The organism is Autumnicola musiva (assembly GCF_031846585.1).
Taxonomy (GTDB): domain Bacteria; phylum Bacteroidota; class Bacteroidia; order Flavobacteriales; family Flavobacteriaceae; genus Autumnicola; species Autumnicola musiva.
In genome coordinates this window covers 48284-71074 of record NZ_JAVRHK010000005.1, presented here as the reverse complement: position 1 = coordinate 71074, position 22791 = coordinate 48284, and the positions used below count along the sequence as shown (strand labels likewise).

Annotated in this window: 24 protein-coding genes; 21 read left to right on the top strand and 3 right to left on the bottom strand. The window is 39.2% G+C overall.

Annotation, left to right across the window (positions count from 1 at the left end; all coding sequences use genetic code 11):
• Positions 1–286 precede the first annotated feature (286 nt).
• The 13 genes from RM539_RS08695 to RM539_RS08635 are packed head-to-tail and all read left to right on the top strand — an operon-like array spanning position 287 to position 13190.
• Positions 287–994: an SDR family oxidoreductase gene (locus RM539_RS08695; RefSeq protein WP_311503002.1), complete on the top strand. Its 708-nt coding sequence runs from the start codon at positions 287–289 to the stop codon at positions 992–994.
• A gap of 17 nt (positions 995–1011) precedes the next feature.
• On the top strand, positions 1012–2124 hold the full coding sequence (locus RM539_RS08690; protein ID WP_311503001.1) for an SDR family NAD(P)-dependent oxidoreductase: 1113 nt from the start codon (positions 1012–1014) through the stop codon (positions 2122–2124).
• A 12-nt stretch (positions 2125–2136) separates the two neighbouring features.
• Positions 2137–4164 (top strand): GDP-mannose 4,6-dehydratase, encoded by a 2028-nt coding sequence (locus RM539_RS08685; RefSeq protein ID WP_311503000.1) that lies wholly within the window; start codon positions 2137–2139, stop codon positions 4162–4164.
• The gene (locus RM539_RS08680) at positions 4161–5177 is read left to right on the top strand and encodes an MDR/zinc-dependent alcohol dehydrogenase-like family protein (protein ID WP_311502999.1); all 1017 of its coding nucleotides are present in this window, start codon (positions 4161–4163) and stop codon (positions 5175–5177) included. The genes RM539_RS08685 and RM539_RS08680 overlap by 4 nt, the downstream gene beginning before the upstream one ends.
• A 33-nt stretch (positions 5178–5210) precedes the next feature.
• Positions 5211–6233 (top strand): Gfo/Idh/MocA family protein, encoded by a 1023-nt coding sequence (locus RM539_RS08675; RefSeq protein ID WP_311502998.1) that lies wholly within the window; start codon positions 5211–5213, stop codon positions 6231–6233.
• Between the two features lie 16 nt (positions 6234–6249).
• Positions 6250–7344, top strand: coding sequence for a glycosyltransferase family 4 protein (locus RM539_RS08670; protein ID WP_311502997.1), 1095 nt, complete (start codon positions 6250–6252; stop codon positions 7342–7344).
• A complete protein-coding gene (locus RM539_RS08665; protein WP_311502996.1) occupies positions 7341–8471 on the top strand; it encodes a CgeB family protein in 1131 nt (376 codons plus the stop codon). Before RM539_RS08670 ends, RM539_RS08665 begins: the two co-directional genes overlap by 4 nt.
• The gene (locus RM539_RS08660) at positions 8458–9564 is read left to right on the top strand and encodes a CgeB family protein (RefSeq protein WP_311502995.1); all 1107 of its coding nucleotides are present in this window, start codon (positions 8458–8460) and stop codon (positions 9562–9564) included. The genes RM539_RS08665 and RM539_RS08660 overlap by 14 nt, the downstream gene beginning before the upstream one ends.
• Before the next feature lie 19 nt (positions 9565–9583).
• Entirely contained in the window at positions 9584–10657 is a 1074-nt protein-coding gene (locus RM539_RS08655; protein ID WP_311502994.1) for a CgeB family protein, read from the top strand.
• A 12-nt stretch (positions 10658–10669) separates the two neighbouring features.
• Positions 10670–11464, top strand: coding sequence for a TIGR04290 family methyltransferase (locus tag RM539_RS08650; RefSeq protein WP_311502993.1), 795 nt, complete (start codon positions 10670–10672; stop codon positions 11462–11464).
• Positions 11465–11480: 16 nt separating this feature from the next.
• Positions 11481–11765: a hypothetical protein gene (locus tag RM539_RS08645; RefSeq protein WP_311502992.1), complete on the top strand. Its 285-nt coding sequence runs from the start codon at positions 11481–11483 to the stop codon at positions 11763–11765.
• Positions 11766–11791: 26 nt separating this feature from the next.
• Positions 11792–12778 (top strand): UDP-glucuronic acid decarboxylase family protein, encoded by a 987-nt coding sequence (locus RM539_RS08640; RefSeq protein WP_311502991.1) that lies wholly within the window; start codon positions 11792–11794, stop codon positions 12776–12778.
• The gene (locus tag RM539_RS08635; RefSeq protein WP_311502990.1) at positions 12723–13190 is read left to right on the top strand and encodes a hypothetical protein; all 468 of its coding nucleotides are present in this window, start codon (positions 12723–12725) and stop codon (positions 13188–13190) included. The genes RM539_RS08640 and RM539_RS08635 overlap by 56 nt, the downstream gene beginning before the upstream one ends.
• A 6-nt stretch (positions 13191–13196) precedes the next feature.
• Here RM539_RS08635 and RM539_RS08630 read toward each other — a convergent pair whose 3' ends face one another.
• Complete coding sequence (locus RM539_RS08630) at positions 13197–13736, bottom strand: DUF1697 domain-containing protein (protein WP_311502989.1); 540 nt, start codon at positions 13734–13736, stop codon at positions 13197–13199.
• A gap of 178 nt (positions 13737–13914) precedes the next feature.
• On the opposite strand from RM539_RS08630, the gene RM539_RS08625 reads away from it, so the two are divergent.
• Positions 13915–14301 (top strand): DUF4383 domain-containing protein, encoded by a 387-nt coding sequence (locus tag RM539_RS08625; RefSeq protein WP_311502988.1) that lies wholly within the window; start codon positions 13915–13917, stop codon positions 14299–14301.
• Between the two features lies 1 nt (position 14302).
• On the opposite strand, the gene RM539_RS08620 is transcribed toward RM539_RS08625, so the two are convergent.
• Positions 14303–15493: an MFS transporter gene (locus RM539_RS08620; RefSeq protein WP_311502987.1), complete on the bottom strand. Its 1191-nt coding sequence runs from the start codon at positions 15491–15493 to the stop codon at positions 14303–14305.
• Between the two features lie 249 nt (positions 15494–15742).
• Between RM539_RS08620 and RM539_RS08615 the strand changes: the two genes are divergently transcribed.
• The 5 genes from RM539_RS08615 (at position 15743) to RM539_RS08595 (ending at position 19777) form a co-directional block, all read left to right on the top strand.
• Entirely contained in the window at positions 15743–16144 is a 402-nt protein-coding gene (locus RM539_RS08615; protein WP_311502986.1) for a Dabb family protein, read from the top strand.
• A 349-nt stretch (positions 16145–16493) separates the two neighbouring features.
• Complete coding sequence (locus tag RM539_RS08610; protein ID WP_311502985.1) at positions 16494–17795, top strand: cytochrome ubiquinol oxidase subunit I; 1302 nt, start codon at positions 16494–16496, stop codon at positions 17793–17795.
• A gap of 2 nt (positions 17796–17797) precedes the next feature.
• Positions 17798–18838 carry a cytochrome d ubiquinol oxidase subunit II gene (locus tag RM539_RS08605; protein ID WP_311502984.1) on the top strand — a complete coding sequence of 347 codons (1041 nt, stop codon included), beginning with the start codon at positions 17798–17800 and terminating at the stop codon, positions 18836–18838.
• Between the two features lie 20 nt (positions 18839–18858).
• Complete coding sequence (locus tag RM539_RS08600; RefSeq protein ID WP_311502983.1) at positions 18859–19647, top strand: MBL fold metallo-hydrolase; 789 nt, start codon at positions 18859–18861, stop codon at positions 19645–19647.
• The gene (locus RM539_RS08595) at positions 19625–19777 is read left to right on the top strand and encodes a hypothetical protein (protein WP_311502982.1); all 153 of its coding nucleotides are present in this window, start codon (positions 19625–19627) and stop codon (positions 19775–19777) included. The genes RM539_RS08600 and RM539_RS08595 overlap by 23 nt, the downstream gene beginning before the upstream one ends.
• Before the next feature lie 8 nt (positions 19778–19785).
• On the opposite strand, the gene RM539_RS08590 is transcribed toward RM539_RS08595, so the two are convergent.
• Positions 19786–21363 carry a M1 family metallopeptidase gene (locus RM539_RS08590; protein ID WP_311502981.1) on the bottom strand — a complete coding sequence of 526 codons (1578 nt, stop codon included), beginning with the start codon at positions 21361–21363 and terminating at the stop codon, positions 19786–19788.
• A 407-nt stretch (positions 21364–21770) separates the two neighbouring features.
• Between RM539_RS08590 and RM539_RS08585 the strand changes: the two genes are divergently transcribed.
• Complete coding sequence (locus RM539_RS08585) at positions 21771–22148, top strand: hypothetical protein (protein WP_311502980.1); 378 nt, start codon at positions 21771–21773, stop codon at positions 22146–22148.
• 180 nt (positions 22149–22328) lie between these two features.
• Positions 22329–22742, top strand: a complete 414-nt coding sequence (locus RM539_RS08580) for a hypothetical protein (RefSeq protein WP_311502979.1) — start codon at positions 22329–22331, stop codon at positions 22740–22742.
• The last annotated feature ends 49 nt before the right edge of the window (positions 22743–22791 follow it).

The window sequence follows — 22791 nt, the reverse complement described above, 5'->3', positions numbered from 1 at the left end:
AATGGAACCAGGGGGTTCTGCTATTTTCATCTTCTATTGGACCTATTTATATTAAGAAATCTTTAAAAAGGGTTTAGTAGTATTTATTACTGTTCTACCTTAAATTTGGTTGTTAAAGAAGATCAATTGTTCCGGAGCACGAGGAATTTCTGGTGTTAAGCAGTTTCTTTCGGTTCGGGGGATTTTAGATTTTAAGGTAATGGAAAAGCAAATCATGTATTTCCAGATATTCCCCTTGCCTGAAATCTTTAGTCATAGCAGCTCTTAATTATATTAAAAAAATTTGATGCAGACAGGGAATTCATTGAAAAACATCTTTATAACCGGTGGGGCCAGCGGAATTGGTTATTCTATTGCCAGAAAATTTTCTTCAGAAAATTATAAGGTAGGTATAGCCGATATAGTGCAACCGGAGCATGAGGAAAAAGATATTTTTTTCAGCAGGGCAGATGTCACTAATCCGGTTGATATAGATCGCTTATATAAGGAAGTGGTTGAATCTATAGGTCATCCTGAAGTATTGGTGCTTAATGCCGGAAGAGGAATACAGGAGAAATTAACCGAAGGCGACCCCGAAAAATGGCAGCAGGTAATCAATTTAAACCTTATGGGTAACCTTAGGTGTATTAGAGCTTTTGTTCCGGATATGATGAAGAAAAAACGGGGACATGTGATTTTTATATCTTCGGTTTCTGCCAATCAACCACATCCTGCTGGTGGAATTTACGCCGCTTCAAAAACTGCGCTGGAAGTTATTGCGAAAACGCTCCGGCTGGAGACGCTTCCTCACGTAAAAGTAACTGTAGTAAGTCCTGGAATAACCGATACAAAGTTTTTTGAAAATCAAATTTCTGGATTCACCACAGTGGAAAATCTGGAAATGGGAGCCATAGGCCCGGAAGAAATTGCTGATGATGTTTTTTATGCGGTAAGCAGAAAAAATGGAAGATGCATCAATAAAATAGTAACACGACCACTAAAACAAAATTTCTAATTAACCAATTTTAATAAATGAGTAAAAAGATTTTAATAACCGGAGGAGCAGGATTTATAGGCTCACACCTTGCAGATGAACTTTTAGATCAGGGTTACGAGGTGAGAGTGCTGGATAATCTTTCTGAACAGGTGCATGGCAAAGACAGGAAAAAACCATCTTATCTAAATCCGCAGGTAGAGCTTGTAATTGGTGATGTTAGGGATAAAGAAGCTGTTGAAAAGGCTCTTGAAGGGGTGGATGCTGTTTTTCATCTGGCCGCTATGGTGGGAGTGGGACAGAGCATGTATCAAATTAGGGATTATACTGCTGTGAACAATCTGGGTACGGCTACTCTTCTGGAAGCACTAATCAATAAGCCTGTTGAGAAACTTGTAGTGGCATCAAGTATGAGTATTTATGGAGAAGGGCTTTATAAGGATGAGGATGGAAATCATGAAATGGAATGTGAGCGTGATATAAATGATCTTAAAAATGACAGGTGGGAAATGTATAAGAATGGGAAAGAACTTAATCCTGTTCCAACACCTGAAGGGAAAAAGCCAAATCTAGCTTCGGTTTATGCACTTTCCAAATATGATCAGGAGAGGTTAAGTCTTATTTCGGGAAAAGCTTATAATATTCCCACTACGGCGCTCCGTTTTTTCAACGTTTATGGCACCAGGCAGGCATTATCTAATCCCTATACCGGTGTTCTGGCAATTTTTGCTTCCCGTCTTCTGAATAATAATTCACCCATGATATTTGAAGATGGAAAACAAAAAAGGGATTTTATACATGTTAAAGATGTGGCAAGAGCTTGCCGGCTTGCAATGGAAACTCCTGGGGCAACCGGAGAAGTTCTGAATATTGGTAGTGGCAATCAATATACCATTACACATATTGCCGATAAACTTGCGGCAGTTATGGGCAAAGAAATTTCCCCTGAAATTACCGGTAAATACCGCATTGGAGATATTCGCCACTGTTTTGCTGATACCAGTAAGACAAAACAAATTTTAGGTTTTGAACCTGAAATTCAATTTGAAGAAGGACTTTTTGAACTGGCCGAATGGCTTAAAGATCAAATTGCCACCGATAATGTGAGCAAGGCGAGCAATGAACTTTCTTCAAGAGGATTAACTGTATAAAACCAACCCGCTATGCAAAAGAAAAATGATACTCATACCCCTGTCTTAGGAATTCTTGAATGGTTCAGGCCGGGAGAATATCAGGAAGTAGAGAATACCATAGAAGATCTCAAAAGGCTTAATATTTCACATTTACGCACCGGGGTTTCATGGGCAGATTGGTATGTTGAAGGAACTGAAGAGTGGTATGACTGGTTGTTCGAAACACTTAGCAAGCATGTGGAAATTCTGCCATGTTTTCTTTATACCCCGCCTTCTATAGGTGAAGCACCAAAAACTTCTTCCCCGCCAAAATATCTTAAGTCTTATGCTGATTTTATTGATCTCATGATCAATAAATACGGGCAATACTTTGAATGGGTTGAACTTTGGAATGAGCCAAATAACAAGGTGGAATATGATTATACTATGGATTTCTCCTGGCATAAATTCACCAAGATGATGGATATGGCTGCTTACTGGGCAAAGGAGAAAGGTAAAAAAACGCTCCTTGGCGGCATGAGTCCAATAGATCCAAACTGGCTGCAGATGATTGCTGAAAGAGGAACCCTGGAAAATATTGATGCTGTCGGAATTCACGGTTTTCCCCACGTTTTTGATCAGCAGTGGAGCGGTTGGGAAGAAAATATCCGGCAGGTAAAAAAAGTTCTTACCCGTTTTGATCTGGAAAAAGAATTATGGATTTCAGAAGTTGGCTTCTCTACCTGGCAGGATGATGAAGTAAAACAATACGAAGAATTTAAAAAGGTGTTGAACACTACGGCAGACAGGGTGTATTGGTACAGCCTGAATGATCTGCATCCAAAAAACCCTACCGTGGGAGGATTTCATCTGGATGAGAGGGAATATTATTTTGGTTTAAAAAAGATTGATGGCACCAAAAAACTACTTTATAAACTGCTGGAAAAACACGGGCTGGAAAATATAGATCAACATCCATATATCAATAAGCAATACAGGGTGGAAAGTGATGAAAATTACAGTCTTATTACCGGGGGAGCGGGTTTTGTTGGAACTAACCTGGCGAAACGTCTTCTAAGCGAAGGGAAAAAAGTGATGATTTTTGATAGTCTTTTCAGGGATGGTGTTGAGCAAAACCTGCAATGGCTTCAAAAAGAATATGGTAACAAGCTTATTATTCAAATTGCTGATATAAAAGAAAAGTGGGTGCTTGAACAAAGTGTAAAGTATGCCAGCGAGGTATATCATTTTTCTTCACAAGTGGCAGTCACCACTTCTCTTACCAATCCTGTGCTGGATTTCCAGGTAAACCTTGAGGGTACATTTAATCTGCTGGAAGCCATCAGGAAATCACCGCATCAGCCACCGCTCCTTTTCACCTCTACTAATAAGGTTTATGGAAATTTGAATGATCTTGATATGGTTCCTAATGAAACCCGCTATTATCCTTCAGATAAAGAAATTGAAAAAAATGGGGTAAGTGAAAGCAGGTCCCTGGATTTCCATAGTCCTTATGGCTGTTCTAAAGGAGGAGCAGATCAGTACATTCTGGATTACTCCCGTTCTTATGGGCTGAAAACTTCAGTTTTCAGGATGAGTTGTATATATGGTCCGCATCAGTTTGGAACTGAGGACCAGGGTTGGGTGGCACATTTTCTTATAAGTGCTCTTGAAGATAATCCAATTGTTATATATGGAAATGGAAAACAAGTGAGGGATATCCTTTTTGTGGAGGATCTGGTAGATGCATTTGTACTTGCCCGAAAAAATATTAATAAAATTTCAGGAGAAGTTTTTAATATAGGCGGTGGCGTTTCAAATACGGTCAGCCTTATTGAAATTCTTGAAATTATCAAAGAAAAAACAGGTAAGGAAATGGAAATTTCCTTTGAAGACTGGAGAACCGGAGACCAGTATTATTACGTTTCAGATACATCAAAATTTCAGGAAGCCACTGGTTGGTCTCCCAGGCATTCTGTAGACCAGGGGATCGAAGAATTGTTGAAGTGGCTTTGCCAAACGAGGGATATTAAGCTTGAAGACAAATCCCAATCATCAGAAAAAGCAGTGGCAATATGAGAATAAGCAGAACGGTACAGGAAATACCGGATACACCGCAGAAAAATGAATCCTATAAAGCGGTGGTTATTGAGAAACCAGGAATAGCCGTAATTAAAGAAACTGAATTGCCTGAACCCGGCAAAGACCAGGTGAGGATTAAATTGGAAGGAAGTGGTGTTTGTGCATCCAATATTCCCGTGTGGGAAGGGAGGGACTGGTTTGAATACCCTGTGGAAAAAGGAAACCCCGGGCATGAAGGTTGGGGTGTGATTGATGCTGTGGGCAGCGGAGTTAAAGGCTTTAAAGTAGGAGAGCGGGTAACCGGCCTTACATATAATGCGTATGCCACCCATGATATAGGTGAGCCGGAAAACCTGGTAAAATTGCCAGATTTTCTGGATGATAAACCTTTTCCTGGAGAGCCTCTAGGATGTGCAGTGAACATTTTTTCCAGAAGCGAAATTCAAAAAGGCCAGACTGTAGCTATTGTAGGTTGTGGCTTTTTAGGATTATTACTTATTCAGCTGGCGAAATCACGTGGAGCAAAAGTAATTGCCATTTCCAGAAGAGAATTTTCCCTGGATGCAGCCAGATCTGCCGGGGCAGATGAAATAATTGAAATGGATGATCATTTTAAAATTATTGAAAAAGTAAAAGAATTAACTAATGGCAGGTTTTGTGAACGTGTTGTGGAAGCAACAGGAAAAGAGTGGCCTTTAAATCTCTCCATTGAACTTACCGGGGAGCGTGGAAAATTAATAGTTGCCGGTTTCCATCAGGACGGAATGCGCAGCGTTAATGTACAAATGCTTAACTGGCGGGGAATTGATATGATAAGTGCCCACGAGAGAGATTCGCAAAAATATATTGATGGAATTAAAAAAGCGATTTTAGCAATTCAAAAGAATGAAATGAATCCTTTTCCTTTTTTCACCCATACGTTTCAACCCGGTGAGATGGAAGAAGCATACCGACACCTTACAGAAAGGCCGGATGGGTTTATAAAAGCCCTTTACCTTAACGATCGCTAAATTTAAATAACTAACCAACCAACCTTAAGTTAAATGATACCAGCCGAACCCATCACAGAACAAAATAAATCACTCGCTCTAGGATTTATTGGAGTGGGCTGGATTGGCCGTAACAGAATGGAAGTTCTGTTACGAGACACCAACAGCAAAGCCCTTATGATTGCGGAACCCTCAGAAGAAAATATTAAAGAGGCCGCCAAAAGTGCAAAAACAGCAAAATTAGCGTCTTCTTCTTCAGAAATTTTCAGGAATAAACATCTTGATGGGGTTATAATTGCAACTCCAAGCGCGATGCATGCTGAACAGGCTATTGAGGCGCTTACATCAGGGAAATCGGTTTTCTGCCAAAAACCTTTAGGACGTACCGCAGCTGAAGTACAAAGCGTGGTAAAAGCTGCCGAAGAAGCCGATAAATTACTGGCCGTGGATCTTTCTTACCGATATACAAAAGCTTTTCAGGCCGTTTACAATCTTATTAAAAGTAGGGAAATTGGTGATATTTATGCTGCAGATCTTGTTTTTCATAATGCCTATGGCCCTGACAAGGAATGGTTTTATGACATTCAAAAATCGGGTGGAGGTTGTGTGATGGATTTAGGAATTCACCTTATGGACCTGGCACTTTGGACACTTGACTTCCCGGAAATAACAGAAGTAAAAAGTCATCTTTACCATCAGGGACAAAAACTCACTTCCTTTAATGAACATGTGGAAGATTTTGCCAGTGTGTCTATGACTTCAGAAAAAGATACACATATAAACCTGGAATGCTCCTGGAATATTAGTGCAGGGCAGGATGCGGTAATTGAAGCCCGCTTCTACGGTACCAGGGGAGGGGCAGCCTTCAAAAATGTAAATGGCTCTTTCTACGATTTTACTGCTGAAAAATACATAGGAACTTATTCGGAAACTCTTGTCACTCCTCCCGATGACTGGAGCGGACGGGCAGGTGTGGTATGGGCAGAAGCTCTGGCTACTGGAAAAGGCTTCGACCGCGAATCTGCAGAAGAATTTATAAAAACAACAAAAATATTAGACCGTATATATGGGAGATAAGAATATGAAGATACTTATGACCACAGACACCGTTGGAGGAGTATGGACATATACAGTAGAATTATGCCGTGCATTAATTAAGCACGATATTGAAGTACATCTTGCAGCAATGGGATCATGGCCTTCTGAAGCACAGGAAAAAGAAGCTTTCCATTTGCCAAATGTTGTTCTTTATAAGAGCGATTATAAGCTGGAATGGATGCAGGATCCATGGGAGGACGTTCAAAAAGCACATAAATGGATTACCTCCATTTATCAAACAGTACATCCCGATTTGGTACACTTCAATAATTATGCACATATTGATAATTTCTGGTCCTGCCCTATAGTAACTGTTTTTCATTCTTGTGTACAAACCTGGTGGCAGGCTGTAAAAGGTACCGGCGCACCAGCTTCGTGGAATCGTTATACAGGAATTGTGAAAAATTCACTTAATACTTCAGATGTAGTGGTAAGTCCTACCGAATCACTTCTTAAAAAAGCGGTAGATACTCATAATATTTCCTGCCGAACCGAAGTGATCCACAATGGCAGGGAGATAAATTTTTCAAAAGAAATAGAAAAAGAGAACTTTATTCTCTGTATGGGCAGGATATGGGATGAGGCAAAAAACTTAAAATCTCTTTCCGGAATTGCTAAAAACCTGCCATGGCCGGTTTATATTGCGGGAAACAATACAGATCCAAATACAGGGGTTAAAGTAGAAATCGAAAATGTACATTTTCTCGGATCATTATCGCCGAATGAGGCAAAGGATTTGATGGCTCGTGCTGCAATTTTTGCCAGTCCCACCAAATATGAACCTTTTGGACTGGCCATTCTTGAGGCAGCAAAAGCAGGATGTGCTCTTGCTTTAAGTAATATTGATACACTAGTTGAACTTTGGGATGCAACAGCCACGTTTTTTGATCCTGAAAATCCGCGGGAGACAGAGAACAAAATCTTGGCTCTTATAGAAGATAAAAATTACAGGGAGCAGCTATCAGCCAAATCTAAAGAGAGATCTAAGAGATATTCTCTTCAGAAAATGGGAGAAGAGTATGCTGCGCTTTATAAAAGGTTAATTGTTAGCCGGAAAACTGATTTAAACCAATTAAGCTCAAGCTTATGAAATTTGTAATGTTTTACCATTCCCTTTATTCTGACTGGAACCATGGGAATGCTCATTTTTTAAGAGGTATTGTAAAAGAATTGATTAAAAGGGGGCATGAGGTGGATGTATATGAGCCCGAAGGTGGATGGAGTTTGAATAACCTTATCAAAGACCATGGAGCTGAAAAGCTGGATGAGTTCCGCAAATATTATCCAACCCTTAATCCCCAGTTTTATAATCCTGAAAAAAAGCTGAATTATGAAAATATTTTAGGAACGGCAGATGTAGTGATTGTTCATGAGTGGAACGATCCTGAACTGGTTGCTGAAGTAGGCAGAAAAAAAGAGCAATATGGTTATAAATTACTTTTTCATGATACCCATCACCGTGCGGTTTCAGAAGAAGAAAGCATGGCAAAATACGATTTTAGCAATTACGACGGCGCTCTTGTTTTTGGGGAGATCATAAAAAAAATATACACAGAAAAAAATTGGGTCAAAAAGGCCTGGACCTGGCATGAAGCTGCCGACGCTGAGCTTTTTAAACCAGATCGTAATGAAGATAAAGAAGGAGACCTGGTTTGGATTGGTAACTGGGGAGATGATGAGCGTACCGGGGAATTGATGGAATTCCTAATTAAACCTGTTAAGGAGCTTGGAATAAAAGCTAAGGTTTACGGCGTGCGTTATCCTGAAAAAGCTATTAAAGCATTGGAAGATGCCAATATAGAATATGGCGGATGGTTACCTAATTATAAAGTTCCTGAAGTTTTTTCAAAATACAAGCTAACTGTACATGTACCCCGGCGGCCATATGTTGAAATGCTTCCCGGCATTCCAACTATACGTCCTTTTGAGGCACTTTCCTGTGGTATTCCGCTTATAACATCTCCATGGGAAGATTCCGAAGGCTTATTTACACCTGGCGAAGATTATCTAATTGCCAAAGACGGTAATGATATGGGATATAAAATAGCTGAGGTTATGAAAAGTGCACAACTGGCGCAAAGTCTTTCTGAAAACGGGCGCAATACAATTTTGAGTAAACATACCTGCGCACACAGAGTGGATGAGCTCGAGAAAATAATTGATGAAATAGAGTCTCCAATGGCCGAAAAAATGAAATTAAAAAATGGCAAAGGATAAATTGAACATAGCATTCTTTGGTTCCAGTATAGTTTCTGCTTACTGGAACGGGGCGGCAACTTACTATCGCGGAATTGTAAAGGCCCTGCACAAGATGGGGCATGAAGTTACTTTTTATGAGCCCGATATTCTGGAACGTCAGGAACACAGGGATATAGATGATCCTGAGTGGTGTCATGTTATAGTGTATCAGGAGGACAAACTAAGCTTAAGGGGGCTGCTGCGAAAGGCCCAGGAAGAATCTGATGTTATTATAAAAGCAAGTGGGGTTGGAGCTTTTGACGAATTTCTGGAAGAAGAAGTTGCAAAAATGAAAAGTAGGGATAATCTCATAATATTTTGGGATGTGGACGCTCCTGCAACTTTGGACCGTATAGAGAAGGATGAAAATGATCCTTTCCGAAAGCTCATTCCGCAGTACGATTTTATACTAACATACGGTGGTGGGCAGCCTGTTATAGACGCTTATAATAATAACGGTGCTCAAAAATGTATTCCTGTTTACAATGCACTTGATACCGATACTCATTATCCCGTAGATGCTGAAAAAAGATTTGAAGGAACACTGGCATTTCTCGGCAATAGGTTGCCGGACCGGGAAGCACGGGTCGAAGAATTTTTTCTAAATCCTGCAGGAGATCTTCCGGATCATAAATTTTTGCTGGGTGGCAGTGGTTGGGGAGATAAACCAATGCCGGATAATGTGGATTATGTAGGGCATGTTTATACAAAAGATCATAACGCATTTAATTGTACGCCCATGGCCGTTTTAAATATTAGTCGGGATAGTATGGCCAGGTATGGCTTCTCACCGGCTACCAGGGTATTTGAAGCTGCCGGTGCCGGTGCATGTATTATTACCGATTACTGGAAAGGTATAGCTACTTTTTTTGAACCAGGTGAAGAAATAATCGTGGTGAAAAGCGGGGAAGAAGTGAAGAATGTATTATCTGAATTAACATTAGAAGAAGCAGAGAAAATAGGAAAAGCTGCCTATAAAAAGGTGCTGGAGAAGCACACCTATGAACACAGGGCAGAACTTCTGGAATCGGTAATTTCCAGAAAACTGCATAATCAATCTGAAGATGTGTAGAACTTTTAAAAGCTGAGCAATGAAATTTGTAATAATAGGATTATCTGTAACTTCTTCCTGGGGCAATGGGCACGCCACTACATACCGTGGTTTGTTAAAAGAACTTTCTGCCCTGGGGCATGATATTCTTTTCCTGGAAAAGGATGTGCCTTATTACGCCGGAAACCGCGATATGCCCACACCAGATTTTTGCAGGCTGGGACTGTATAAAACCAATGAAGAACTTAAGGAAGAATATAGAAATGATGTGGCGAATGCAGATGTGGTTATTGTTGGATCTTATGTGCAGCAGGGAGTAGAAGTAGGTAACTGGGCTGTGAAAACAGCCAAAGGTGTTACTGCTTTTTATGATATTGATACTCCCGTAACTCTTGCCAAACTGGAGCGAAAGGATTATGAATATATAGATCCCGAATTAATTGCAAAGTACGATATGTACTTATCTTTTTCCGGAGGTTCTATTCTGGATCATCTGGAGAAGAATTACAACTCGCCTAATGCACGTGCTCTGTATTGCTCGGTAGACCCCGATCTTTATTATCCTGAAATCCTGGAAAATAAATGGCAGATGGGGTATCTTGGAACGTATAGCACAGATCGCCAGCCCACTGTAAGCGAACTACTGAATAAAACTGCGGCCGAATTTCCGGAGAAAAAATTTATAGTTGCAGGGCCACAATATCCTGAAGATTATAAATGGTCTTCAAATGTGGAGCGTATAGATCATTTACCGCCCGCACAGCATAGAGGTTTCTACAATTCCCAGCGGTACACGCTTAATGTAACCCGGGAGGATATGATAAAAGCCGGTTATTCACCCAGCGTGCGTTTATTTGAAGCTGCTGCGTGCGGAGTTCCTATAATTTCTGATTTCTGGAATGGGATTGACAGTATTTTTGAAATCAATAAGGAAATTCTTATTGCAGGAAGTACGGCAGATGTAAAAGATTATTTTAATTCTATAGATGAAGATGAAAGAAAACAAATTGGAGAGAACGCACGGCAAAAGGTATTAAAATATCATACTGCTAAAGCCCGGGCTAAAGAACTCGAAACTTATGTGCAGGAAATACTTGAAGTTTCAAAAATATAAACCAAAAGAAAAATGTCAACTGAAGCAGAAATAAAAGAACTGGAACCATGGTTTCATAATATTCATCTTCCGGATGGAAATCAAACCGCTACCAATCATTTCTTGGGAGATTTTCCTGCCTTTAAATGGAAAAATATTAAAGACTCTGTCCCGCAGGATTTAACCGGTTGGAAGGTGCTCGATATTGGCTGTAATGCGGGTTTTTATTCTATAGAACTAGCAAAAAGAGGTGCTGAAGTTACCGGTATAGACCTTGATGAGCATTACCTGAAACAGGCAAGATGGACCGCAAAACAGTTTGGGTTGGATGATAAAATAACCTTTAAGCAAATGCAGGTGTATGATTTTGCACATTCTGAAGAGCAGTTTGACCTGGTTTGGTTTATGGGGGTGTTTTACCATTTAAGATATCCAATGCTGGCCATGGATATCCTCTCTCAGAAAACCACAAAAATGATGGTTTTTCAAACCCTGTCCCTTCCGGGAAAAGAAGAAATGGGAGTGCCCGAAGATGTGGAATTTCATAAACGGGAAACTATGAAGGAAGCCGCGTGGCCAAAAATGGCATTTATTGAAAATAAACTGGCGGGAGATCCCACTAATTGGTGGGCGCCAAATCATCAGGGAATAATTTCAATGCTTAGAAGTTGCGGTTTTAAGGTAACCGGTATGCCTGAAGATGAAACATATATTGCACAGAAAGATGAAGAGCTTAAATCCAGTCTGGAAACGTGGAATTATTCAGAATTTCTTTCCGCAGTAGGAAAAGACTGGAAGAATGAAGTAAATAAGAAAACGAAAAAATAATTTAAAAAGAAGAATTATGGCAACTCAAGATTCAAAAACAACAACAGATCACGAAACTATCAAAAAATGGGTAGAAGAGCGTGATGGAAAACCAGCTTTGGTAAAAGGAACCACAGATAACGGAAAAGGTGGCGGCTTGCTGCGAATAAATTTTCCCGGATATGCTGAAGAAAACCTGGAAGATATTGAATGGGATAAATTTTTCAGCATCTTTGATGAAAACGATCTTCAATTTCTTTATCAGGAAAAATTAAAGGATGGCAATGAAAGCCGATTCTTTAAGTTTATTGGGAAAGATTAAATTTCAACAGGATCTAAAATTTTATAATGGCAAGAGTGCTAATTACAGGAGCGGCAGGTTTCCTGGGTTCACATTTATGTGACCGTTTTATTAATGAGGGTAACGAGGTTATTGGAATGGATAATCTAATAACCGGAGACTTGAAGAATATTGAACATTTGTTCGAGCTTCCAAACTTTGAATTTTATAATCATGATGTTACAAAATTTGTCCATGTACCCGGTCCCCTGGATTACATCCTGCATTTTGCTTCTCCAGCCAGTCCTATAGATTATTTGAAAATTCCAATCCAAACGCTTAAGGTTGGAGCAATGGGAACCCATAATCTATTGGGGCTTGCCAAAGAAAAGAAGGCGAGGATTTTAATAGCTTCTACTTCTGAGGTTTATGGAGATCCGCTTGTACACCCTCAAACCGAGGAATATTTTGGAAATGTTAATACCCTTGGTCCAAGAGGGGTTTACGATGAAGCCAAACGTTTTATGGAATCTATAACCATGGCTTATCATCGTTTTCATGCCCTGGAAACCCGAATTGTCCGTATATTTAATACTTATGGCCCCCGAATGCGCCTGAATGACGGACGGGTAATTCCTGCATTTATTGGTCAGGCCCTTAGAGGAGAAGATCTTACCATTTTTGGTGAAGGTACCCAAACCCGTTCTTTCTGCTATGTGGATGACCAGATAGATGGAATTTATAAATTGTTGATGAGCGATTATGTTTATCCTGTAAATATTGGAAATCCTAAGGAGATAACCATCAATCAGCTTGCCCATGAAATTCTGGAATTAACGGGTAGTGACCAAAGGGTAATCAACAAACCTCTTCCGGCAGATGATCCTTTACAGAGAAAACCTGATATTTCAAAGGCTGCTGAGATTTTAGACTGGTATCCTTTGGTTTCGAGGGAGGAAGGTTTCGCAAAGACTTTCGAATATTTTAAAAATATTCCGAATGAAGAACTCTTTAAAAGGGAGCACAAAGACTTCAAAAAATATAATAGGATCTAAAAGCGGCAGGATAATTTTAATTATTCTGCTGGCTTTATGCTGCTACCCTGTTTATAGTTTCCTTCAGCTACAAAGTATAGAGGGAAAGGCTTTTGACGCAACTGTTTTTAATAATTTGCTTAGCATTTGGATAACCTGGATAATAATAATTTGCTTTGCAGTTTATTGGAAGTGGAGCAGGCAGCACAATTCCTTGTTCTACCTAACTTATGGCTATTTGCTTTTAATTTTTGGAGCTCTGATGTTCATGGTGCAGCAGGTTTCCGGTGGAACGTCCCATACTTACTTTGCTGTGGGAGGCTATCCGGATCTAATTTTTCTTGTAATTGAACATTTTCTTGGAACTGTGGCGCTAACAGGATTTTTGCAAATTCTGGTATGGTGGTTTACCCGCAGGTGGCACAGGAGATGAAAATTTTTATTCCTCTTCAGCGAATTCGAGGAGTTTTAGAACTGTTTTCCAGTTTCTGGTGGTGGCGGGAACCTTCAGCTTATTTTCAAAGAATTTATTCGTGAGCTTGGAATCACTGTATTTTCCGGTACAGTAAACAAAAACATTTTTATCTACTACTTCAAATGCATCAGGCTCATAACTGGCATTTTTCGCCTTCTGGATATTTTCAGGGTCAGGAGTTTTCTTTAAAAAGCTTAGGTGCAGCCTTTCTGCGGTAACTTCATCTTTGAAGAATGGATTTTCAGAAACACTTTTTTTTATTTCTTCAGCATTCCGAATAATTACGGGAACTTCAAAGCCATAGGTGCTTAAAATGAATTTCTCAAGCCGATCAGCAAGAATTAAATCATTTTCTTTTTTTCTGTTGAAAATGATATTTCCGCTCTGGATATATGTTTGAATATTTTGACACCCAATATTCTGCAGTTTTTCCCGTAAATCTGCCATGGGAATTTTTCGTTTTCCACCTACATTTATCCCTCTTAAAATTGCGAAATATTTCATGAAACTCATTTTGCTGAAGATAACTAATTTTCAGAAACAGAATTTATGCAATAAGATTTTCCGACGGCCCGGCCTAGGGTTCCCTGCTTCTACAGAATTTGTACTAACCAAATTTTTATCTGTACCGTAATAACCTTAACTTTTAAGTTCCCCCACGAGAATAAAATCAAATTATATTATGAGCAGAGAGGTAAGAGTAAGTAATTTTTATGCAATTTTAATAGGTGGATTTCTGGTAATTCAGGGGAGCTGGGGGCTAATTGATCCGCCGCCTTTTGAAATTTTTAGTACAAATATCGCGCATGCTGTTATTCATATAGTTTTAGGCATTGTGGGATTGTGGATGGGAATTAAAGGAAATTCCTATAAATTTAATCTATTTCTGGGTATTCTCCTGCTTGCTGTAGGTGTTTTATGGTTTATTCCCGGAATACAGGATCTTCTTATAAATTTGCTCAATATTAACCGGGCAGTCGCTTATCTAAATATTTCCATTGGGGTGGTTTCTCTCTTTACCGCTTTTGCCCTTGGAAGTTCCAGGACTACTGCAAACCGGGAAATCTGACTTACGAAATTTGGTCATTTTTGCTCTTCTTAAATAAAGCCAGCAATCCCAGGATAGGGCCCAGGGCAAGCATGAGAAACAGGTATTCCGAAGAAATAATCCCAGAAAAATAACTCAGCAATTGAATACTTACAATTGTAATGGCAAAACCTATACAATTTACTATAGTAAGAGCCGTACCACGGTTTTCTGCCGGGGCATTGCCTGCCACTAAAGACGAAAATAATGGCGAATCTGCCACTACTGTAAGCCCCCAGATAATTAAAAAGATGATAAGCATATTTGCTGAATCCTGTATTAATAGTAATGGAGAGAGTAGACAGCAGCAGCCCGAGATAAATAGTGCGGTGGCTGCGGTTTTTTTGGAGCTGAATTTAGCTGAAATGTATCCACCCGCTATGCAGGCCAATCCGCCGGATCCTATAATTAAAAATGATAGCAATGGAATATTAAAATTTATACCGGGATGTAATGCAGCATAGCTTTGCAGTATAAATGGAACAAAAGCCCAGAAGGCATAAAGTTCCCACATGTGTCCAAAATAGCCGAAAGCTGCAGCCCTAAATTTTATATTCCGGAAAATAACAGGTACAGCCGAAAAATCTTTTTTTAATCCTGCTTTCCGGTAGGGCCCGTCCGGGATAAACAGTAAGATTAAAATGCCTCCTGTAAGAGCCAGGGTAGAAGTACCAAAAATTACCAGTTTCCAGGGTAGCGCTGCAATGGTGGCAAACATTTTTAGCAAATGAGGAAAGGCTGTACCCAGAACTAAAGCTCCAACCAGGTAACCTAAAGATTTTCCGAGACCTTTCTCGTAGTAATCGGCAGCTATCTTCATTCCTACAGGGTAAATTCCCGCCAGTGCAAAGCCGGTAAGGAAACGCAGGAGCAGCAGACTTTCCACACTATTATACTGAGACATTATGCCGGCATTAACAAGAGCGCCCAGTATGGCACAGGTGAAAAAAACTTTTGATGGCGAAAACCTGTCGGCAACATTAAAAATTGCAAAAAGAAGAGTACCGCTTATAAATCCTAATTGCACGGCAGAAGTTAAATCTCCAAGTGTAGAAGGCGCTGCATTGAAATTCCGCAGCAAATCTGGCATTACCGCATTTCCTGCAAACCACAGCGAAGTACAGCAGAATTGAGAAAAAACAATGACGGGTAATATATACTTTGCGGTTGGCATGGCGAAAATTACAATAATACGAAGAAAAGGAAGATTATGGAGTAAAGATATAAAAGCGGCAGGACGGGAAATGGAAGGGGTACATCCCTTATTTTCATTAAATTTATTGAAGCAAGTTATAAAATATTATTTCGGATCATATATTCCGGTTTGAAAATGGTCCATAATTTAAAAATCAGACTCACAAACCTTTTTCCTTTTTCCTGGCTAAAATTATTTGTATTTTTCATCTTCATAAAAATCTTCAGGATGAAAAAACTTTTAAAGCCATTGTTCATTTTAATATTCGTGAGCGCAACACAAATCAGCTTTGGGCAGGAACAGAAAGCCGAATTTGATAAAAATTTTAGTCATGTAGTATATTTTTGGCTCAAAAATCCTGATAATGCTGAAGACCGGCAGGCATTTGAAACTTCTCTGCAGAAATTCCTGGATAATAGCCAATATGCAAATACAAAGTTTATTGGTGTTCCGGCAGAAACCCCCAGAGAGGTGGTAGATAACTCTTATACTTATTCTCTTATACTTACTTTTCCTTCAAAAGAAATTCAGAATAAATACCAGGAAGAGCCGGCGCATCTTACCTTTATCGAAGAATCTTCAGATTTATGGGAAAGGGTGCAGGTTTATGACTCGGTAGGGCTAAAATAATTTGCAGTAATGGCAGATTCATAAATTGGTAATGTTTTCGGGAATTTTTCCTGCGGGAGGCCCGTGTAAAAACATCATTTTCTAAATCTTCACCTTGTAAAATACTTCTGGAAACTTCCTTTTTCCAGAGAAGATAAAGTACTAATTTTTCAATTTCGCATCTCTTTTATTTAGCTGTAGTTTTACTTTTTACCTGAGAAATTTATTTGCCAGAACCTGAATAATTCCCTAAGAAATCCTCATGCCACCCTTGAATTTTTATCTAAATTTATGGAGAATTTAGAAGCTTCGTTTTTTAAAGCCAAAGCATTTATTTTCAAATTATTACACACATGTTTTAATCTTTTACATGGAGAATTTAGATTATGCCCGCCTGCAGATGGCCTTCACTTTAGGATTTCATATCATTTTTGCCTGTATCGGTATGGTTATGCCATTTTTTATGGTAGTGGCCCATCGAAAATGGTTAAAAACCAGAAACCCTCTTTATTTAAAATTAACCAAAGCCTGGCTTAAAGGCGTAGCCATATTTTTTGTTACCGGTGCCGTTTCCGGTACAGCACTTTCGTTTGAACTTGGAATGCTCTGGCCGGAATTTATGAAACACGCCGGTCCTGTTATAGGAATGCCGTTTTCTTTAGAAGGAGCGGCATTTTTTGTAGAAGCCATTGCTTTAGGATTTTACCTTTACGGCTGGGATAAACTTCCGGAGAAATTCCACTGGTTTACGGGGATAATAATTGGCGTTTCAGGTGTGGCTTCAGGAATCCTGGTGGTTTCTGCCAATGGCTGGATGAATGCTCCCTCAGGCTTTGATTATGTAAATGGTGAATTTGTAAATGTAGACCCCGTACAGGCACTGCTTAATCCCGCGTGGTTTACCCAGGCGTTGCACATGACACTGGCAGCTTTTGTGGCTACAAGTTTTGCCGTAGCGGGAATTCATGCTTTTCAGATTTTACGCGGCAACAATCGCAAGCTTCACAAACAGGCGTTTAAAATTGCGGCCTTTTTTGGTGGAATAGCTGCTATTTTGCAACCTTTAAGTGGCGACCTTTCAGCCAAAGATGTAGCCGAAAGGCAGCCTACAAAACTTGCCGCTATGGAGGCGCATTATGAAACTGAAAAAGGCGCTCCTTTATATATCGGCGGTATTGTTGACGAGGAAAAAAGAGAAGTCAGTCATAAAATCGAAATACCCAATGCACTTTCTTTCCTCGCTTTTGGTGATTTTGATGCCGAAGTAAAAGGCTTGAACGATTTTCCCGATGATGTACTTCCGCCGGTTGCTATTGTACACTACGCTTTTCAGACTATGGTGGGAATAGGTACTTTGCTTATGCTATCCGGGCTTTTTTACTTTATCAGCCTTAAGAAAAAATCCTGGATGGAAAGTCGGAAATACTGGTGGTTTTTTATGTTGCTGGCCCCATTGGGATTCATCGCTCTTGAAGCCGGGTGGGTAGTGACCGAGGTAGGCCGGCAGCCGTGGATTATTTACGGAATTATGCGAACTGAAGAAGCGGTTACCCCAATGCCCGGAATGAAATTTAGTTTTTACATGTACCTGATGGTGTACATCACCCTGGCTTTTACGGTTACATGGCTTATGAAAAGACAAATTAAAGTTCTAAATGCCGATACGGAATAATTATGTTATACGTAGTTTTATTTTTTACGCTGTTTTCCTTCTTTCTTTACGTGCTTTTAGGTGGTGCCGATTTTGGTGCCGGCATTGTAGAGCTTTTTTCTTCCAGGGAAAATAAAAAGATTAACCGGGACACCATTTATAAAGTAATGGGTCCTGTATGGGAAGCCAATCATATCTGGCTAATTATCCTTATTGTGATCCTCTGGATTGCTTTTCCGGTTTACTTCAATATCATAATCATTCATTTGCACATTCCACTCACCCTGGTGCTGTTGGGAATAACCATGCGCGGTGTTGCCTTTATCTTCCGCCACTATGATGCAATAAAGGACAAATCCCAGACTTTATACAATGGGATGTTTCGTATTTCCAGCCTTATCACACCCATTTTTCTGGGAATGTCTTTCTCTGCATTAATAGGCGGAGAAATTATCCTGATCGATGATTATTCCCAACGTTCCTTTTTGGAAATTTTTATAAATCCATGGACAAATATTTTTTCTCTGTTGGTTGGTCTTTTTTATGCTGCTTTATGTGCTTTTCTGGCTTCTACTCTGCTAATTGGGGAAAGTGAAGGGAAGATTAGAAAAATGTACAGCCGTAAGTCACGTATTTTTACCATAACACTGGTGGTAATTGGTTTTATTCTCATAGCCTATGGTTATCTGGCCGATGTTGCTTTTATTGAAGATTTTATCACTAATCCTGTTTCAATAGTTGCTGTAGTGCTTTCCGGTATCTTACTCATTCCATTGTGGCGTTCTATAAATAAGCAAAACAGGATAGGAAGCCGCTATCTGGCAGGCCTGCAGGTAATCTTCATTTTATCTGCCGCATTGTATGCCCATTATCCGTACATTATTATTACTGCAGGGGAAGAGGTGAGCATACTTGAAGGTGTGGCTCCGGATTCAGTAATTTCTACTTTGGGAATCTCACTCATTGTTGGTGGATTTATTATCTTACCAGGGCTTTTTCATCTTATGAAATCTTTTAAAATGATTAAAGTTTTGGAAAAAGATTCTGAAGAGGTGAAGGACTAATTTTTCAAACTACAGAGACATTGGCAGGAATAGCGGATTTCAAAAGATCAATAGGCATTAAGCCTGAAGGGGAGCGGCTTGAGAGAATTAAGAAATCCTTCAACTACAAAGACGGAAAATTTCAGAATATTCAGCCAACCGAGGTTAGTCCGAAGGATGCTTCAACTTTTGATGTTTTAAAGGAATTTATTACCAGGCCAAAATCTGTTCGACCTTCCGCAGAATTACCAAATATTAAGACAGATCTTAAAAATCTTAGTTCAGATAAACCCGTAATTGTATGGTTTGGCCATTCCTCTTATTTTATCGGTTTTAAAGGTTTTAGAATTCTTGTGGATCCTGTTTTTAGCGGTAATGCTTCTCCCGTTAGTTTCTTCGGAAAATCATTTCCGGGAGCCGATAAATATGAAATTGAGGATTTTCCTGAGATCGATTTACTTATACAAACACACGATCATTACGATCACCTGGATTATCCCAGCATCCTAAAGCTGAAGAATAAAGTAAAAAAGGTAGTTACTTCGCTTGGAGTGGGCGCACATCTTGAATATTGGGGAATAGCACCTGAAATGATAACCGAACTTAACTGGTGGGAAGATCATCAAGTAAATCAAAATCTGAAGTTAACAGCAACTCCGGCAAGGCATTTCTCCGGCCGTGGCTTTACCCGTTTTCAAACCTTATGGTCTTCCTTTGTTATAGAGTTTGAAAATTATAAATTTTTCGTGGGTGCAGATTCCGGTTACAGCGATCAGTTTAAGGAAATAGGGGAGAAATTCGGACCTTTTGATCTTGCTTTTATGGAATGAGCCTGTAAAGCGCTTTAGCACTGCGGCAGAGAAAACCGGTCAGCAATATGTTTCACCTAAAATAGGAGAGGCATATACTTTGGGAGAAAATTTTAAACAGGAAGATTGGTGGAATTTTGAGAATAAATAATCCTTCTGTTATTTTGCAATTTCTTCGTACAAAAGGTTAACATTTGGGTCCAGCTTGATTTCCTCAGGCTTTTTCGAATTTTTAAAGCTGAAATTTTCCTTTTTTTGATCTATGCTGAAATTTTTAATTTCCGAAGAACCATCGGCATAAATCAGTTGAATTTCCATGGGAAAACTGAAGTTGTTCTTTTGTTGCTGAACCACATTGAAGCTTACTTTTCCGTTTTTGTAATTCCAGTCAATTCTTAAAACCGGGTGGCCGTATTGCCTTAGCCATTGATCAAAAAAAACATCCAGTTCTTCTCCTGAAACTTCTTCAAAAACTTCTTTTAAATTTTCAGAAGTAGCATTGTTAAGTTTATACCGGTCGTAATATTTCCTGATGGCCTCCCAAAAAAATTCATCTCCAACTTTTTGGCGCAACATATGCAAAACCCATGCGCCTTTCTGGTAAGAATTTGGATTTAGCAGCTGCATAAGGTTGGTTTGCGAAGTGTCTATAACCGGAGTTTTGGCCTGCCGGCTAAAGTTTATCACTTTCGATTTTTCTTCCAGTAACTTTTCATCCAGTTTTTCCGCTCCGTATTTCGCTTCCGCATAAAGATCAGTAAAATAGGTGGCAAAGCCTTCACTTAACCATAGTTGCGGCCAATCGGTTTCAGAAGCAGAATCCCCGAACCACTGGTGCGCAATTTCGTGTGCTATAAGAAACTCGGCACTGCGGTCTCCCTTAACCGAATTTTCCGAATAAAAAATGTTGCTGGCATTTTCCATTCCGCCGTAACGCGTAGTAGATTGAACATTAGCAAGCTTTTTATACGGAAAAGGTCCTATGTTTTCAATAAAGTATTCCAGTATTTCCTTAGCTTGTTCATAATCATAAAAACCGGCTTCTTTGTTTTCGGGGTAGACCCAGCTTGAAACGGGGATATTGTGGATTTCTTCCAGGTGCTCCACGGCAAATTCCGCCGCACCTATAACCATAACTTTCGTAGGCAAGGGTACTGTACTACTATAATGATAATAGGTTTTATCATCTGGAAGATTGGTGCTTTCCTTCAAAATTCCATTTGCCACCACCTGGTAATGGGATGGCGCGGTGACTTTAAAGTCTACAAAAGCCTTGTCTGAAGGATGATCTATAGTAGGAAGCCAGTGATGGGCACGGTTAGGCCAGTTATCTCCAAAAAAAGTGCGGTCGCCATACTTATTTTGGCCAATTATCAAGCCGTCTTGTGGTACGCCGTGATAATAAAACACTATTTCTCCCGAATCTTTCACTGCTGAAATTTTCAACTTTTCAGCATCCTGAGTAAAGCGAAGATTTTGATTCCCGCTTAAGATGCTGTCTACTTTCATTCCTTTCCCGGAAGCATCGGGACTTACCAGGTCCAGAATTAGATTTTCTGCATTGTTCTTCAGGAGATAATCAATTTCAGCCCGGCCGTAAATACTGTCATTTTCATCATTTAGTTGAAGTGAAAAATCATACTTTTTTATATCAACATCAGGATTCTGGGCGAAGCTGCTGAAAGAAAAAATGCCTGTGAGTATAACTACAAATAAAACAGAAATGCTGTTCTTCATTTAAAGAATTTTAAAGCCCTAAAAGTACAGCTTTTAAAGTAGCCTGAAAATTGTTCTATTCATTAAGTGGAAGAAAGGAAATAATGGGTAAGTATTCAGATTGAGGTCATGCTGATCTGGTTTCAGCATCTAGCAGATTTTAGATATCAATAATTTTATGGTGATCGGGTTCAGGTGGCGATAGTTTTATTATTACAGAATTTTCAATCCAATTTAAAAGGTGGCAAATAGGATCTAATAAGTAATTTCCTATACTGGCAGTATTGTTGATAGTGATCTTTACGGTTAGAATCAAGTACGGGTTTAATTGTATATTTATGCTTCCGGGCACTTTTTAAATAATTGTTGTTCAAAAAGCAAAGGTTCAGAATTTAATTTTACATGGATCAACATAAAATCAAAAATGAATGAAAAACAGAAATTTTATATTTGGCGTTAAAGATTTCATCTTGAAATGCAGCTTTATTCTCCTAGTGCTTACCCTAACCTCTATACAATCCTGCACATCTGTGCAATATGGTTTAGATGCACAGAAAACAAGCAAATTTTCCACATTTGATGATTTAGGTGTTTCTAAAGAAGAATTTATAAAGCAATATGGGCCTCCTACAAACAAAGGCTTGTATCAGGAAACCCCAGCTGAAAAAATAGAAAAACTATATTATACGGAAAAGATTAAGAGCTTTTTAGTTACAACTGAGTTTGTTTTTGAGAATAATATCTTAAAACAAATGGAAAGAGTTGAAACAAAGAATAATCTCCAGATAAAGGATAGAATACAATAACCTAAAAAACTTCAAAATAATAGGGAATGAGGAGTAAGTTAAAAGTTAGATGAGGTGAGGTAGTGAGAATTAATCTTAAAAGGTCAGGACGAATTTGTTTCTTTATAATTTCGTGACCAGTTTTCGAAAGCAAATAATACATTAGCATTAAGACAATTTCTGGGAGATAGTTTTATAGATATGGCAAAACTTATAGTAAAAAGAAATTCTGAATGGGCGAATAAAATGCGCTCCATGGAGCTTCTTTTAGACGGAAAGTTATTGGACAGTATTGAAGATCGTGAGATAAAAGAATTTGTTGTTTCAACAGGAAAGCATTCCCTGCAGGCAAAGCTGGATTGGTGCGGAAGCCGTAAACTTGACTTTGAACTTGGAGAAAACGATATAAAACTTGTGGAACTTACCGGGTTCGTTTTTTCCAAATGGTTGTTGCCGCTTGCTTTGGTCAATGCTATATTCCTTTTTTATCTGGATGCGGTGTACGATGTAAATTCCTTGTTTTTAGCATTTCTGATGTTTTTCTTCTTTGGTTATCACCTGTTTTTTCTCACTTTTGGCCGCAACCATTATTTGCAGCTCATAGAATTTAGCTAAACCTGCTATTCTTCTTCTTCAAAGTGTTCCTCTGATTCTGGTAAAACTT

Bases quoted from the DNA above. Each gene is read 5' to 3' on its own strand.
- RM539_RS08695 (WP_311503002.1), top strand. From the start codon at position 287: ATGCAGACAGGGAATTCATTGAAAAACATCTTTATAACCGGTGGGGCC.
- RM539_RS08690 (WP_311503001.1), top strand. From the start codon at position 1,012: ATGAGTAAAAAGATTTTAATAACCGGAGGAGCAGGATTTATAGGCTCA.
- RM539_RS08685 (WP_311503000.1), top strand. From the start codon at position 2,137: ATGCAAAAGAAAAATGATACTCATACCCCTGTCTTAGGAATTCTTGAA.
- RM539_RS08680 (WP_311502999.1), top strand. From the start codon at position 4,161: ATGAGAATAAGCAGAACGGTACAGGAAATACCGGATACACCGCAGAAA.
- RM539_RS08675 (WP_311502998.1), top strand. From the start codon at position 5,211: ATGATACCAGCCGAACCCATCACAGAACAAAATAAATCACTCGCTCTA.
- RM539_RS08670 (WP_311502997.1), top strand. From the start codon at position 6,250: ATGACCACAGACACCGTTGGAGGAGTATGGACATATACAGTAGAATTA.
- RM539_RS08665 (WP_311502996.1), top strand. From the start codon at position 7,341: ATGAAATTTGTAATGTTTTACCATTCCCTTTATTCTGACTGGAACCAT.
- RM539_RS08660 (WP_311502995.1), top strand. From the start codon at position 8,458: ATGGCAAAGGATAAATTGAACATAGCATTCTTTGGTTCCAGTATAGTT.
- RM539_RS08655 (WP_311502994.1), top strand. From the start codon at position 9,584: ATGAAATTTGTAATAATAGGATTATCTGTAACTTCTTCCTGGGGCAAT.
- RM539_RS08650 (WP_311502993.1), top strand. From the start codon at position 10,670: ATGTCAACTGAAGCAGAAATAAAAGAACTGGAACCATGGTTTCATAAT.
- RM539_RS08645 (WP_311502992.1), top strand. From the start codon at position 11,481: ATGGCAACTCAAGATTCAAAAACAACAACAGATCACGAAACTATCAAA.
- RM539_RS08640 (WP_311502991.1), top strand. From the start codon at position 11,792: ATGGCAAGAGTGCTAATTACAGGAGCGGCAGGTTTCCTGGGTTCACAT.
- RM539_RS08635 (WP_311502990.1), top strand. From the start codon at position 12,723: ATGAAGAACTCTTTAAAAGGGAGCACAAAGACTTCAAAAAATATAATA.
- RM539_RS08630 (WP_311502989.1), bottom strand. From the start codon at position 13,736: ATGAAATATTTCGCAATTTTAAGAGGGATAAATGTAGGTGGAAAACGA.
- RM539_RS08625 (WP_311502988.1), top strand. From the start codon at position 13,915: ATGAGCAGAGAGGTAAGAGTAAGTAATTTTTATGCAATTTTAATAGGT.
- RM539_RS08620 (WP_311502987.1), bottom strand. From the start codon at position 15,493: ATGCCAACCGCAAAGTATATATTACCCGTCATTGTTTTTTCTCAATTC.
- RM539_RS08615 (WP_311502986.1), top strand. From the start codon at position 15,743: ATGAAAAAACTTTTAAAGCCATTGTTCATTTTAATATTCGTGAGCGCA.
- RM539_RS08610 (WP_311502985.1), top strand. From the start codon at position 16,494: ATGGAGAATTTAGATTATGCCCGCCTGCAGATGGCCTTCACTTTAGGA.
- RM539_RS08605 (WP_311502984.1), top strand. From the start codon at position 17,798: ATGTTATACGTAGTTTTATTTTTTACGCTGTTTTCCTTCTTTCTTTAC.
- RM539_RS08590 (WP_311502981.1), bottom strand. From the start codon at position 21,363: ATGAAGAACAGCATTTCTGTTTTATTTGTAGTTATACTCACAGGCATT.
- RM539_RS08585 (WP_311502980.1), top strand. From the start codon at position 21,771: ATGAAAAACAGAAATTTTATATTTGGCGTTAAAGATTTCATCTTGAAA.
- RM539_RS08580 (WP_311502979.1), top strand. From the start codon at position 22,329: ATGGCAAAACTTATAGTAAAAAGAAATTCTGAATGGGCGAATAAAATG.